Source organism: Pseudomonas fluorescens group sp. PF-69, assembly GCF_054481235.1.
In genome coordinates this window covers 4,333,646-4,347,553 of the sequence record NZ_JBTMNC010000001.1, presented here as the reverse complement: position 1 = coordinate 4,347,553, position 13,908 = coordinate 4,333,646, and the positions used below count along the sequence as shown (strand labels likewise).

The window sequence follows — 13,908 nt, the reverse complement described above, 5'->3', positions numbered from 1 at the left end:
CACCGAGCACGCTTGCCCATCCCGTCGACGCTGGCTAGAACGCATCGGACGGTTGTGCCAAGGGGGCAGCCGACAAGCGTCGCTCGCGGCTTTTGCGCGTAATGTAATACACGAAGTAGCACCAGGCGATGAAGGGCAAACCGAAGTACAACGCCACCCGTTGCTCAGGATCGAAAGCAATCCCGACACACGCCAGACTGCAGCAGACCAGCGCGCCCAACGGCACCCACGGATAGCCCCGGACGCGGAATTTCAGGTCGCGGATATCACCGCCATTGGCCACATAGTGACGGCGGAAAGCAATCTGGCTCGCCGCGATACTCATCCACACCACCACGACCGCCAACCCGGAGATCGACACCAGCGCCAGATAGATGGTATCGGCCGCAAACACGCTACTGAGCAACGAAGCAGCGCCACCGGCCATGCTGACGATAATCGCGTTGAGCGGCGTGCCCATGCGGGTCAGGGCCGAGAACTGCTTGGGCAGGTGCCCCTGGTCACTCAGCGTCCAGAGCATCCGCGACGCGGCATACAACCCGGAGTTGGCGGCCGACAGCAAGGCACTGATGATCACGAAGTTCATGATGTCGGCCGAGTATGGAATCCCGATGTAGGTAAACACCGTCACGAATGGACTCTCTACCAGACCGGCCTGTTCACGGGGCAACAGGGTCGCCAGAACGAAAATGGTCCCCACGAAGAAGATCGCCAGGCGCAGCACGGTCGTGCGAATGGCACGCGGCACGTTGCGCTGTGGATCTTTGGTTTCCCCGGCGGCAATACCAATCAATTCAGTGCCGGAGAAGGCAAAGGAGACAGCCAGTAATGTCATTGCGATCGGCATGAACCCGGTAGGGAAAAACCCTTCACGGGTAAAGTTGCTCAAGCCGATACTGTGGCCTTGCTCAATGTGCAACAGACCGAGAATGGCGCCACCGCCAATCATCAAGAACACGATCACGGTCACCACTTTAACCAGCGACAACCAGAACTCGGTCTCGGCAAACAGGCGAACCGAAACCACATTGGTCAGAAACACCATAACTGCAAATAACGCGCTCCAGATCCATACAGGCGTTTCCGGGAACCAGCGCACCATTAAAATACCGGCGGCGGTGAACTCGGAACCGATGGCCACCGTCCAGGTCAGCCAATACAACCAGGCCACCGTATACCCGGTACCCGGCCCGAGAAACCGGGTGGCGTACGTACTGAACGAACCGGTTTCCGGCATCTGCACCGCCAGCTCGCCCAGGCACATCATCACCATGTAAACCATGAGTGCGCCGATGATGTAAGCAATCACCGCGCCCAGGGGACCGGCCTGGTTGACCGTATACCCGGACGTGAGAAACAGCCCGGTACCAATGACGCCGCCTAATGCCAGCATGACAATATGGCGGGTCTGCATTTCCTGTTTAAAACCCGAGCGCGTATCAAGTTGTTGTTCTTTTATGGACATGGTTGTTCTCATGAAAGTTATTAGGGCACGAATTAACGTCTGCTACGACTAACAGGGCAGAGTAAAAAAAGTCGCCACTAGGTTTTATTATTATTCCACTTCATGAACTCCCCACTTAAATCCTTGCAGTGAGGCATTAACGTTAAATCTTCAACCTGCTATCCCTGCACACGTTTCATTGATTGAAAGTTGAGTGTTTTCCTGTATCGCTGAGTTGCCCGAACTTCTGACAAAGGCAAAAGCCTGTTTCAGGTCGTCGAGCAGGTCATCGGTGTCTTCGATGCCGACGGAGATCCGCACCAATCCTTCGGAGATACCCAGGGCCAGTCGCTCCTCCAGCGTGTTCTCGACATGACTGGTGGTCCGGGCCGGGCCATAGATGGTTTCCACCGCACCGAGATTGCCTGCGCAGTGGGCGAAACGCAGGCGTGGCAAGAGCACCTTGACCGTGTCCATGCCGCCCATCACGACAAAGCTGACGATTGCACCAAAGCCGGACATCTGCGCGCACGCCACCGCGTGATTCGGGTGGCCGGGCAAGCCGGGATAATTGACCGACTCCACCAACGGTTCGGTGCACAGGTACTCCGCCAGGGCCCGGGCACTGCGTTGCTGCTGACGCATGCGCAACACCAGGGTTTTCATCCCGCGAATGATCATGTAGGCGGAGAACGGATCGAGCGTTGCACCGTTGATTTCCCGGTAGTGACGCACCTTGGCCATCAGCCCTTCGCTGCCGCACACCAGGCCGCCCAGCACGTCGCCGTGCCCGCTGAGAAACTTGGTCGCACTGTGAATGACCACGTCCACACCCAGCGCCAGCGGGTTCTGGTTCAACGGCGTGGCGAACGTGTTATCCGCCACCACCACGGCACCGACACGCTTGGCAGCAGCCACCAGGCGCTGGATGTCCAATACTTTGAGGGTCGGATTGGTGGGCGTTTCCAGGTACACCAGTTGGCAACCTTTGGCGATTTCGCGTTCGATTTCTTCGTGATCGAACGTCTCGCACAATGTCACGCTCACCCCGGTACGCGGCAGGAACTCTTCGAAAATCTTGTTGGTGCCGCCATAGCTGTCCTTGGTCGACACCACCCGATCGCCATGGGCCAGGAAGGTGTAGAGCACACTGCTGATCGCCGCCATTCCGCTGCTGAAAGCCACGGCAGACTCGGCCAGTTCCAACTCGCGAATTTTTGCCTCGAGGGTCTCGACCGTCGGGTTGCCCATGCGGCTGTAAATGAAACCTGGCGCCTTGCCCAGAGCGACGTCGTACCAGACGTCGATGTCGTCGTAACCATATGCAGCACTGACGACGATCGGGGTTTGAGTGGCATTGTAGGGATGCCTGACTTGCTCTCCGCCCCACACTGCGCGGGTCCCCGAACCCGCATTGACCAACGCTGCGCTGCCTGGCTTTTTATTCATGAAGACTACTCGCACTGAGGGCGGCGAATGTTGAGTCACTCACCGGATCTGGCGGCCAATATATTGAAAAGCCGCGCCCCCGAGAAACGATGTTATCGGTGCCTGAGGGCCGCTTTTTTTAATGGCTGCCTGGCGCGGGGGCAGACACGTTGCCGCTCAATAATCCGGAAACTCATCCCGATAACACACGGGCGAACTGGAGCCTGCAGACCGATCAAGCGCCTCTTCCAGCCATTGGGCGAGGACGACCGCATGGTTTTGCAATGGGTCTTTGGCGGTGAAAACCAGGGTCAGCGTGCCTGTCTCGGCCAATGGCAGCAGCGCCCACCAATGCGCCGGCTGCGCCGCCAATGCTTGCCGATACACCGCCGCAAACTGCACAAAATCCAGCTCGCCGGCAGTGAACCGCTTGTGCAGATCAATCGCGGGGGCAAGGTCGGGCAGCCAGGCGTGCAACGAAGCCGGGGCCTTGGGCCAATTGTGCGGCCATAGCCGATCGACCAGGACTCGTCGTCCATCGTCGGCGGCGACAGGCTCGTCGACAGGCTTGCACTGGATCATCAGCGTTTACCCCCTCCATTCCCGCGGGCTCACCCCGGTCTTGCGCCGAAACGCCCGGGCCAGAGCCGAGGGGCTTTCATAACCGACCTCTTCGGCGATCAGGGCAATGGGCTTGCCCTCGCGCAAGCGCTTCTGCGCCAGGCTGATGCGCCAACTCACCAGATAATCCACCGGCGTCTGCCCGACCACCCGCCGGAAATGCTCGGCGAAACTGGCCCGCGACATGTTGGCCGCCACCGACAGTTCCGCCACGCTCCAGGCCTTGCCGGGGGCTTCGTGCATAAGGTTCAGGGGGCGTGCCAGACGCGAATCGGCGAGACCGGCCATCATGCCCGGCTGTTGATTGCGGCTGCTCAGAATGTGCCGCAGCAACAGAATCACCAGCAGCTCGAACAAGCGGTCCATGACTGCTTCACGCCCGCAGGTGCCGTCAAAAGCCTCGTTGAACAGCCATTCCAGGGTGCTGGCCAAGGTCGGGATTTCATCGAGTTTCAGCACCATGTAATCCGGCAATGCGCCGGCCAGGGCATTGCCGGAGCCGCCATCGAAGTTCAGCGAGGCACAAACCAACTGCGTGGCCGATGCTTGCGTGGCGGACAAGCGGTGACGGTACGGCCGGGGGAAAAAGATCAGCGTCGGCTCGGTGATCTTCAGCGCTCGCTCATCGGCCAGTTTCAGCACGACCTCCCCGGCCTGCAGCAAATGCAGATGACCGCACGACTGGCTGCCATCGAACGCCGAGGTGCCGCAAAACGTGCCGCTGTGAAAGGTGCCGGCATTGACGCCGAAATGCGTGAGCAAGGTGGACAAGCGATCCATGGGGAGGCTCCCGAGAACAGTTCTGGACGATCTGTCGCATATCGTCGACGATTTGCACCCAATAGACCAGCCCAGATCTTTAGCATGAACTCCGTACCCAGCGCCTGTCGCGCTTGAATCCTCGGAGAATCATCATGACCCGCATTGCCCCTGTCAGCCTCGAACACGCCACCGACGCCACCCGCCCTCTGCTGGAAGGCGTGCAAAAGAAAATCGGCTTCCTGCCCAACGTTTTCAGAGTCCTGGCCCACGCCCCCGCCGTACTCACCTCCTACGTGCAGAACTCGGCGGCATTGGGCAAGACGTCCCTGAGCGCAACGCAAAAGGAAGCGATCTTTCTTGCCACGTCGCAGGTCAACGGTTGCGACTACTGCCTGGCGGCCCACACGCTGTTTGCCGGCAAGGCCGGTCTGTCCAGCCAGGACATCCTGAGCGCCCGTGAAGGCAAGCTCGACGCCTATGCCCTGCTGGCACAGCAAATCACTGAAAGTCGCGGCCATTTGAGCGCCGAACAGATTGCTGCGGCACGCGCCGCCGGTATCGACGACGGCAAGATCATCGAAGTGATTGCCCATGTGGCTTCGCAGACGCTGACCAACTACCTGAACAACGTCGCGCTGACCGATATCGACTTCCCGGCCATCGATGCCTGAGCCAGTTCCAGAGCGGAGAACCGAGCATGAACACTGTGACCCTGTACACCACCGACACCTGCCCTTACTGCCGCAGTGCCAAGTCACTGCTGGCAAGCAAAGGCATCTCCATGCAGGAAATCAACATTCAGACCCAGCCGGGCAAACTCGAAGAAATGCTCAGCCGCAGTGGCCGGCGCAGCGTGCCGCAGATTTTCATCGGCGACACGCATATCGGCGGCTTCGACGACCTGGCCAAACTGGATCGCCAGGGTGGATTGATGTCGATGCTGGCCTGAGCCTGAACGGTCCAGACCCAACACCAACCTGTGGCGAGGGAGCAGACTCCTTCGCCACATCCGACCAAACAACGCTCTAACGTGCGCGTCATGGCCTAACCTCATAGGCTAATTGACTCAACACCGGTCGAGCACGCCTATGCGCAATGCCTTGAAGTCCGTGATGTTCATCGTTTTCCTGCTGTTGGCGTCGAGCGGCGCGATGCTGTCGGCGGCGCCCATGCCCGATGTCCCGGGCGCCGGCGCGAGCAGCGCCGTCGCCAGGGTGTCCGACAGCGATCTGGAGGCGCTGCAAGGCCAACTCAACAGCCTCAAACAACAGGTCTCTCAGGTCAGCAATTACAACCAACTGGAAGCCCCGCAAGATTTGGTTCAGGCGCTGATCAAGGAGGCGGATCGCCTGTCGGCACTGTTGTTGCCCGAACAGGTGCAATTACAGTCCCAACTGGGGGTGCTGAGCCCTGCTCCGCTGGCCGAGGCTGCGCTGGAGAAGTCCGATATCACCAGCCAAAGGGCTGCGCTCACCGAACAAAAGAACAAAGTCGATTACAAACTGAAAACCCTGGCGGCGATCAAAGCCAGTGCCGCCGAATTGCTCACCCAGATTGCTGTCATTCGACGCAGCCTGCTGGAAACCGAAGTGACCCAACGCACCCTGAGCATCCTCAATCCCTGGTTTTGGGTCCCGCTATTCAATCCACCTGCCGACGACCGGCAACGGCTGGTCGAGTTCATACAGCAGGCGGGCGACACGCTGCATTCGGTCTGGCAACCGGGCAAGCGCCTTTTGACCAGCGTGCTCGTGATATTCGCCGCGGTCCTGTGGGGCGTCGGCCGTCGGCTCGCCGAACGCGGACTGACCTGGTTGTGCATACACCGCATGCCCGAGGGACGCCTGCGCCGCAGCGCCCTTGCGCTCGCGTCGGTCGTCGCCACGGTGCTGACCGCCGCTATCGCCCTGCGTGTACTGTTTTTTGCCCTCACCCGCGAACTGCCGTTGACACCGCAACTGGCAGGGTTTTCCGAGGAATTCGAAAAAATCGTCTACACCTGCGTGATGATCACCGGATTGAGCCGTGCGCTGTTGTCCACCCAACATCCGTCATGGCGGCTGCCGGCCATTGCCGACGAGGTGGCACTGGCGATCAAACCCTATCCCCGGCGATTGGCTGCCGTCTTGCTGGTGACGGTGTCATTGGCCCAGATGACCAATGCCACCGGCATGAGCACCGAGGTCGTGATCACGGTCCGTGGGTGGGTCGCACTTATCATCTCATCCTTGATCGGTTCGATTCTGTTACGGGTCAACAGAACCCGGCGGGCCATGGTGGTGGCCGGCGCTGCGCCTGAGGCGGGCCGGACGCTGGCTGGCGTGGTGTATGCCTTCGCCAGCATCGCGACCGTGGCTTCGCTGTTCGCCCTGCTCATTGGCTACGTGTCGCTGTCGCGCTTCATCACTTACGAACTGGTCTGGTTGTTCATCATTTTTTCCGGCTTCTATTTGCTGATACAGCTGCTCAAGGACAGCTGCGAGTATCTGTTTTCACCTCGGCAACCCACCGGCAAAACGCTCAAGCAGTTGCTCGGCATTGGCGATACGCGCCTGGAACAGATCTCGGTCATTTTGTCTGGCGTCGGCCGCGCCGCCCTGTTGCTGATCGGCTTTATCTCGCTGCTGGTGGGCGGGGTGGGCTCGACCCTCGACCAACTGGCCAACAACATACTGGCGATGCTTGGCGGCGACGGCCTGCGCAAACTGAACATTGTCCCGGCCAATCTGCTGCACGGCCTGCTGGCGCTGCTGATCGGCATCTATCTGGTGCGGACCCTGAGCCGCTGGCTGGACAACGAGTTGCTGCCGAAAACGGAAATGGACCCGGGCATGTGCGCCTCACTCAGCACACTGTTTTCCAACATCGGCTATGCCCTGGTGATCCTGCTCATGCTGTCGTCGCTGGGGGTCAAGTGGACCAACCTGGCGTGGATCGTCAGCGCCTTGTCCGTGGGGATCGGGTTCGGTCTTCAAGAGATCGTGAAGAACTTCGTCTCCGGCCTGATTCTGCTCACCGAACGCCCGGTGAAGGTCGGCGACCTGATCAGCATCAGCGGGGTTGAAGGCGATATCCGCCGGATCAATGTGCGGGCCACCGAAATACAACTGGCCGACCGCTCGATTGTCATCGTGCCGAACTCGCAGCTGATTTCGCAGAACCTGCGCAACGTCACCCTGGGCGGCAGCGCCCAAGGCGTGGCGATACTTGAACTGACCTTCCCGCTGGACATCGACCCGGAGCAGGTGCGCAACTTGCTGTACGACACCTTCTGCGAGCACGAATCCATTCTGGAAAAACCGGCGCCGTTCGTGCGCTTCAGCCAGCTGAAACCCGAAGGCATCACGCTGACGATCACCGGTTACGTCGCCAGCCCGCGCACGGTCGGCTCGATCAAGAGCGAATTGCTGTTTGAAATACTCAAGCGACTGGGCGCCGCCGGGATTGAACTGGCGAAACCGCCACCGGCGGCGTGATACCCGATCACACCGCAGGCGACCCTTGCATCAATGCGCGATACACACCGATTTCAGCTCGGTGTAGGCCTCGATCACCGCACGACCAAACTCACGGCCCATGCCCGATTGCTTGACCCCGCCGAACGGCATCGCCGGGTCGAGCAGCACGTGGGCGTTGACCCAGACCGTACCGGCTTCGATGCGCGGCACCAGGTTCATGGCTTTGCTCAGGTCGTTGGTCCACAGGCTGGCGGCCAGGCCATAGCGGTTGTCGTTGGCCAGTTCGATCGCGGCCTCTTCATCGTCGAACGGCATCACGCCCAGCACCGGGCCGAAGACTTCTTCGCGGGCCACGGCCATGCTGTGGTCGATGTCCGCGAGGATCGTCGGCTGGACGAAGAAGCCGTCGCCTTCCACCAGCTCGCCACCCGAGACCACGCGCGCACCTTCCTGACGGGCCAGTTCGATGTGCTTGAGCACGCTTTGTTGCTGCTTGCGCGAGACCAGCGGGTTGATCGCCGCGTCGCAGTTCATGCCCGCGCCCATCGGCATGGCCGACACCGCCGCCGCCAGGGCTTCGACGAATTGGTCGTGGATCGAGCGGTGCACGTAGAAACGCGAAGCTGCGGCACACACCTGGCCGTTGTTCAGCAGGCCACCGAGGATCGCCCCTTGCACGGCTTTTTCGATGTCGGCATCGGCGAGCACGATCATCGGGTTCTTGCCGCCCAGCTCCAGGGAGAAACGCGTCATGTTGGCCATGCACGCCACGCCGACGCTTTTGCCAACGGCGGTAGAACCGGTGAACGAGACCTTGCTCACCAGCGGATGCTGGGTCAACACGCCACCGACCGAGGCACCGCCACCGGTCACGACGTTGAACACGCCTGCCGGAATGCCGGCCTCCAGCGCGAGCTCCGCCAGACGCATGGCGGTCAGCGGGGTTTCCATTGCCGGCTTGATGATCACCGTGCAACCGGTGGCCAGCGCCGGCATCAGTTTCCAGGCCGCGATCAGCAGCGGGAAGTTCCACGGCACGATACCGACCACCACACCCACCGGCTCACGCTTGGTGAAGGCGGTGAACCTGGCACCCGGTGGCAACGGGATCGACACGTCGAAGGTCTGCCCTTCGATCTTGGTCGCCCAACCGGACATGTAGCGCATGAATTCCACGGTGGCGTTCAGGTCCAGGGCGCGGGCCATGTTGATCGACTTGCCCTGGCTCAGGGTTTCCAGTTGCGCCAGCTCTTCGGCGTGCTCCTCCACCAGGCGAGTGAAGTTGAGCAGGATGCGCTCGCGATCTGCCGGACGCAGTGCCGACCAGACCCCGGACTTGAATGCCTTGTGCGATGACTGCACGGCTTGTTCGACGATTTCCAGCGGTGCATCGAGGGTTTCACAAAGGGTCTGCCCGGTGGCCGGGTTGACCACGGCAATGCGCTCGCCCTCGGCAAACACCCACTGACCATCAATGAAGCAGCCGTGGCGGCGTTCGATAAATGCAGCCACCTGCGGCAGGATTTCAACGTTGCTCATAATTCACCTTTCAATAAAACCGTTCGGTGTGAAGGTTGGATCAGCCAGGAAACCGGCCGCTTAGTGTTGTTCTTTGAGGAAGCACACGACCGCCTGGCGATCGTCCGCCGAAGCCAGGCCCATGTAAGGCATGTAAGTGCCAGGCACGTAGGCCTGAGGCTGGGTGATCAGTTGCGCGATGTTCTCGGCCTGCCAGTCGATGTTTTTATTGCGCATGGCCTGGGAGTAGTTGAAGCCCTCCAGGGAGCCGGACTTGCGCCCGACCACACCCGCCAGGTTCGGCCCCATCATGCCGGTCGCGCCTTTGGTCACCGAATGGCAAACCCCACATTCATTGGCAAACACCTCGGCGCCGTGGCGTTGATCGGGGGCGCAATCGGCCGCCAACGCCGCCTGGGCCAGGGTCAAAGACAACAATCCGAAAAGAGGCAAACGCAGGGAGCTGAACATAGGAAACGACCTTGAAAATCCACGCATTCGCCAGCAGGCGAACGCCAACTCTGAAAGTGCCGGGGCAACGGTGCCCCGGCAGGGTTGATCAGGATTGTCGGTGGTCGGTGATTCGCAGGTTTTGCCCTGCGTGCCAGTTGTGTTGGCGGGTCTGCCAGATCGCTCGGATGCACGTTTGCTTTTCCCTTTGGGAGCAAGCTCGCTCCCACAGGGAAACGAAGCAGCAAGAATTCCATGCCATCACCCTTGCCATGCAATCTGGCAAGCACAGCCAACTTTTTGGCAAACAGGCAAAAGGGCAAAAGAAAACCGGACCTTAGTATCTAAAAAGACCGCAAACCTGCGCTCAAGAACAAGAACGGATGTCACGCCATGCTCAAGTCCCCCTTGCTTCGACTCTCTACCCTCGCGCTGATGATCAGCGCAGGTCAGGCCGGAGCCTATGAACTCTACGCCGATAGCGACAGTCACCTGAACGCCACCCTGGAAGCGGTTTTCGGCATTTTCCACAGCCAGGAAAACTACGCCCTGTCGGGCCGTCTCGATGAAGGTTCGTCGTCGTGGCGTGAGGGTTACATCAAGTACGGCCTGAGTTTCGACAAAGGACTGGCCGGTGCCGGCACTGCTTACGGCGCGGGCAACCTGCTCAGTTCCGGCACCTGGGGCGACGGCGATGCTGCCGGTTTCAGCGACGGTTCGGAACGCACCACAAAGTTTGAAGACGCCTACCTCGGCTGGCGCTCGAGCGATCTGTTTCCGGTCCTGGGTGCGGACGGTATCGACCTGTCGTTCGGTCGCCAGAACATCGTGGTCGGCGACGGTTTCCTGATTGATGGTGACGCGCTGAACATGGGCAAGGGCCTGGCCGACGGCGAATTCAATCGCGGCGGTGCCTACTGGCTGGCCGCGCGCAAGGCGTTCGACGAAACCGCCGTGCTGCGTATCGGCGGCAAGGAAGGCTGGCGAGGCGACCTGATGTGGCTCAAATCCGATAACCGCGCCCAGGCCAAGACGGAGATGTATGTTGGCACCCTGGAACACGTGTCGGAAGCCGGCACTGTCGGCCTGACCTACATCGACACCACCGATGTCGACGAACAGTACGCCTCCCCGGCGCAACTGGAGCGCGATGGCATGAAGACCTACAGCCTGCGCGCAACGGGCAATGCCGGGGTCAAGGACCTTTTCCTCTCCGGCGAATACGCCAGGCAGGACAAACCCCACGCCGCCAACGAAGACGCCTGGTACCTGGAAGCCGGCTGGACGTTCTCCGACGTACCTTGGACGCCTTATGCCAGCTACCGCTACAGCCGTTTCTCGGAAGGCTACGACACCCTGTTCTACGGTTTCAGTCGCGGCTTCGGCACCTGGTTCCAGGGTGAAGTGGCGGGCAACTACGCCGGCCCGTTCAACACCAACTCGCGCATCCAGCAACTCAAGTTCACCGTCTCGCCGCTGGCGAACCTGAACCTCGGCGCGATGTACTTCAACTACGACACTATCGACCGCGACCTGGGCAACACCGATGGCCACGAAACAGACCTGTACGCCGAGTGGCACGTCAACGACCACCTCACGGTGATGCCGCTGATCGGCCTGTTCCAGCCGGACAAGAGCGCCGACCAGGGCGGTACGCAGTTGGGCAACAACGACAAGAACGTCTATGGCCAGGTGATTTTCGCCACGACGTTCTGACGCGAACCTTGTAGGAGCGAGCCTGCTCGCGATGGAGGCCCGAGCACCACGGGCATTCAGACAGCCCGCGTCATCGTTGACGTCCATCGCGAGCAAGCTCGCTCCTACAGGGGATCGGTTTCGCCACCAGGAAAAAGGCATTTCCCATGCAGAAAAAATTCCTCACGATCCAGAGCAAAATCACCCTGCTCGCCGGCCTCTGCCTGCTGTTGGTGGTCGGTTTGCTGATGGGGCTTTCGCTGTACCAGACTCACCAGAGCAGCCAGCAAGTGGCCGAGGCCAGCGGCAAAATGCTCGCCGACGCGGCCAGCGAACACATGCAGGCCCTGGGTAAAGTGCAGGCCATGCAGGTGCAACGCACCTTCATGCAGACCCACGAATATGGCCAGGGGTTGTCGCGGTATTTGCTTTATCTGAGGCAACTCCAGCGTCAAGGGACCCTCACCCGCCCACAACTTCGCCAGGCGCTGAACACCCAGCTTCACCAGGCCCTGATCGACAAGCCCGACCTGCTCGGGCTTTACGTCATTTTCGAGCCGGACGCCCTGGACGGCGCCGACGCCGGTTTCGCCAATCAGGCGGATCTGGGCAGCAATGAAACCGGACGCTTCTCGCTCTACTGGGTGCAAAGCAAACCCGGCGAACTGCAAGCGGTGATCGGTGACGAAGGCCTGCTCGCCAACACCGAGCCAGGCCCCAGCGGTGCACCGTACAACGCCTTCTACACCTGTGCCCGCGACACCCGTCAGGCGTGCGTTCTGGAGCCCTACTTCGACGAAGCATCCGGCAGCCGCAAACTGGTGACCAGCGTCGCCTTCCCGCTGCTGGAACACGGCAAAGTCATCGCCGTCGTCGGCCTCGACATCAACCTCGCCGCACTGCAAGAGAACAGTCAAACCAGTGCGCTGCAATTGTTCGACGGCCACGGCCAGATCAGCATCGTCAGCCCCCGCGGCGTGATCTCCGCCAACAGTCAGGACGTCAGTCGCCTGGGTCAGCCAATGGACAATGCCGAGGTCATGGACGCCTTGCGCCAGGGCCAGGCGAAGGTGTTTGTCGATCCGCAGCAGATCAAGGTCCTGGAGCCGCTGTCACCGATTGCCGGGGCCGCGCCCTGGGGTGTGCTGGTGGGTGTGCCGCAGGAGGTGTTGCTGGCACCGGTGACCACCCTGCAACAGCAACTCGATGCCCAAGGGGTGAAAAGCACCGCACTGGAACTGCTGCTGGGCGGCGGCTCGGCCCTGCTCGGCCTGCTGTTGATCGGGTACACCGCGCAACGCATCACCCGGCCGCTGCAAGTGTTGACGCGGGTCATGGAGGACATTTCCCTCGGCGAAGGCGACCTGACCCGTCGCCTGGCCGTGCAATCCCGGGATGAGATCGGCCAGTTGGCCACCGCGTTCAACCGCTTCGTCGAACGCATTCATCACTCGATTCGCGAGGTGTCGTCGGCAGCCCTTGGCGTCAACGAGGGGGCGCGGCGGGTGCTGGAGGCATCCCATTCATCGCTGAGCAATTTCGACGATCAGTCCACCCGCACCAACAGCGTGGCCGCCGCGATCAATCAGCTGGGCGCCGCCGCCCAGGAAATCGCGCATAACGCCTCCGACGCCTCGCAGCAAGCCTCCGCCGCACGGCAACAGGCCGAGGACGGTCGCCAAGTGGTGGAGCGCACCATTGAAGTGATGAACGCGCTGTCCGGCAAGATCAGTGCATCGTGCGCCAACATTGAGGTGCTCAACGACAAGACCGTAAACATCGGGCAGATCCTCGAAGTGATCAAGGGCATCTCGCAGCAGACCAACCTGTTGGCACTCAATGCCGCGATCGAAGCGGCGCGAGCGGGTGAAGCGGGCCGTGGATTCGCGGTGGTTGCCGACGAAGTGCGCAGCCTGGCCGGGCGCACCCAGACCTCGGCGCTGGAGATCCAGCAGATGATCGAAGCGCTGCAAGTGGGCGCACGGGATTCAGTGGTCACCATGACCGAGAGCCAGCAGCACAGCGAAGAAAGCGTCACCATCGCCAACCTGGCCGGCACTCGTCTGGGCAGCGTGACCCAACGCATCGGCGAGATCGACAACGTCAACCAATCCGTCGCCGCTGCTACCGAGGAACAGACCGCCGTGGTCGAAGCCTTGAATGTCGACATCACGCAGATCAACACCCTGAATCAGCAAGGGGTGGAGAATTTGCAATCGACATTGCGCGCCTGTACCGAGCTGGAGCAACAGGCTGCGCGGTTGAATCAGTTGGTGGGCAGCTTCCGCATTTGACATCGGTGTTGCCTGACATACCGTCATCGTCGGAACGCGGCCCGTTGCCAGCTCGCTTCCACAATGGATTTTGGCGCGACACAGATTTTGTGTTCACCGGAGAACCCTGTGGGAGCTGGCTTGCCAGCGATGAGGACTTCACATGCAACATCACCGGCGACTGACAATCCGCCATCGCGAGCAGGCTCGCTCCCACATTTGATCTCCAGCGAACACAGGACCTGTGCACGACGACGAT

Annotated in this window: 11 protein-coding genes and 1 pseudogene; 6 read left to right on the top strand and 6 right to left on the bottom strand. The window is 60.8% G+C overall.

Features of this window, described 5'->3' with window-relative positions:
• Positions 1-34: 34 nt before the first annotated feature.
• The 4 genes from ACX3YF_RS20475 to ACX3YF_RS20460 all read right to left on the bottom strand — a co-directional run bounded on the left by ACX3YF_RS20475 (position 35) and on the right by ACX3YF_RS20460 (position 4,273).
• Complete coding sequence (locus ACX3YF_RS20475) at positions 35-1,465, bottom strand: amino acid permease (RefSeq protein ID WP_458974168.1); 1,431 nt, start codon at positions 1,463-1,465, stop codon at positions 35-37.
• A 150-nt stretch (positions 1,466-1,615) separates the two neighbouring features.
• Positions 1,616-2,893, bottom strand: coding sequence for a cystathionine gamma-synthase family protein (locus ACX3YF_RS20470; RefSeq protein ID WP_458974167.1), 1,278 nt, complete (start codon positions 2,891-2,893; stop codon positions 1,616-1,618).
• Between the two features lie 156 nt (positions 2,894-3,049).
• Complete coding sequence (locus tag ACX3YF_RS20465; RefSeq protein ID WP_288099107.1) at positions 3,050-3,454, bottom strand: DUF488 domain-containing protein; 405 nt, start codon at positions 3,452-3,454, stop codon at positions 3,050-3,052.
• 6 nt (positions 3,455-3,460) lie between these two features.
• Positions 3,461-4,273 carry an AraC family transcriptional regulator gene (locus ACX3YF_RS20460; protein WP_130208802.1) on the bottom strand — a complete coding sequence of 271 codons (813 nt, stop codon included), beginning with the start codon at positions 4,271-4,273 and terminating at the stop codon, positions 3,461-3,463.
• Between the two features lie 134 nt (positions 4,274-4,407).
• On the opposite strand from ACX3YF_RS20460, the gene ACX3YF_RS20455 reads away from it, so the two are divergent.
• The 3 genes from ACX3YF_RS20455 (at position 4,408) to ACX3YF_RS20445 (ending at position 7,731) form a co-directional block, all read left to right on the top strand.
• Positions 4,408-4,926 carry a carboxymuconolactone decarboxylase family protein gene (locus ACX3YF_RS20455; RefSeq protein WP_130208804.1) on the top strand — a complete coding sequence of 173 codons (519 nt, stop codon included), beginning with the start codon at positions 4,408-4,410 and terminating at the stop codon, positions 4,924-4,926.
• Positions 4,927-4,952: 26 nt separating this feature from the next.
• Positions 4,953-5,204: a glutaredoxin 3 gene (gene grxC / locus ACX3YF_RS20450; RefSeq protein ID WP_130208806.1), complete on the top strand. Its 252-nt coding sequence runs from the start codon at positions 4,953-4,955 to the stop codon at positions 5,202-5,204.
• Between the two features lie 139 nt (positions 5,205-5,343).
• Positions 5,344-7,731: a DUF3772 domain-containing protein gene (locus ACX3YF_RS20445; protein ID WP_448646943.1), complete on the top strand. Its 2,388-nt coding sequence runs from the start codon at positions 5,344-5,346 to the stop codon at positions 7,729-7,731.
• Positions 7,732-7,761: 30 nt separating this feature from the next.
• Here the strand turns inward: ACX3YF_RS20445 and ACX3YF_RS20440 are convergent, their stop codons facing one another.
• Positions 7,762-9,252 carry an aldehyde dehydrogenase family protein gene (locus ACX3YF_RS20440; RefSeq protein ID WP_458974166.1) on the bottom strand — a complete coding sequence of 497 codons (1,491 nt, stop codon included), beginning with the start codon at positions 9,250-9,252 and terminating at the stop codon, positions 7,762-7,764.
• A gap of 60 nt (positions 9,253-9,312) precedes the next feature.
• Positions 9,313-9,702 carry a c-type cytochrome gene (locus tag ACX3YF_RS20435; RefSeq protein WP_130208812.1) on the bottom strand — a complete coding sequence of 130 codons (390 nt, stop codon included), beginning with the start codon at positions 9,700-9,702 and terminating at the stop codon, positions 9,313-9,315.
• Positions 9,703-10,074: 372 nt separating this feature from the next.
• On the opposite strand from ACX3YF_RS20435, the gene ACX3YF_RS20430 reads away from it, so the two are divergent.
• The 3 genes and pseudogenes from ACX3YF_RS20430 to ACX3YF_RS20420 all read left to right on the top strand — a co-directional run bounded on the left by ACX3YF_RS20430 (position 10,075) and on the right by ACX3YF_RS20420 (position 13,670).
• Positions 10,075-11,397 (top strand): alginate export family protein, encoded by a 1,323-nt coding sequence (locus tag ACX3YF_RS20430; protein WP_458974165.1) that lies wholly within the window; start codon positions 10,075-10,077, stop codon positions 11,395-11,397.
• A gap of 146 nt (positions 11,398-11,543) precedes the next feature.
• Positions 11,544-12,812: pseudogene (locus tag ACX3YF_RS20425) on the top strand (methyl-accepting chemotaxis protein); the annotation flags it as partial.
• A gap of 27 nt (positions 12,813-12,839) precedes the next feature.
• A complete protein-coding gene (locus ACX3YF_RS20420; protein WP_458946258.1) occupies positions 12,840-13,670 on the top strand; it encodes a methyl-accepting chemotaxis protein in 831 nt (276 codons plus the stop codon).
• Positions 13,671-13,908: the final 238 nt, after the last annotated feature.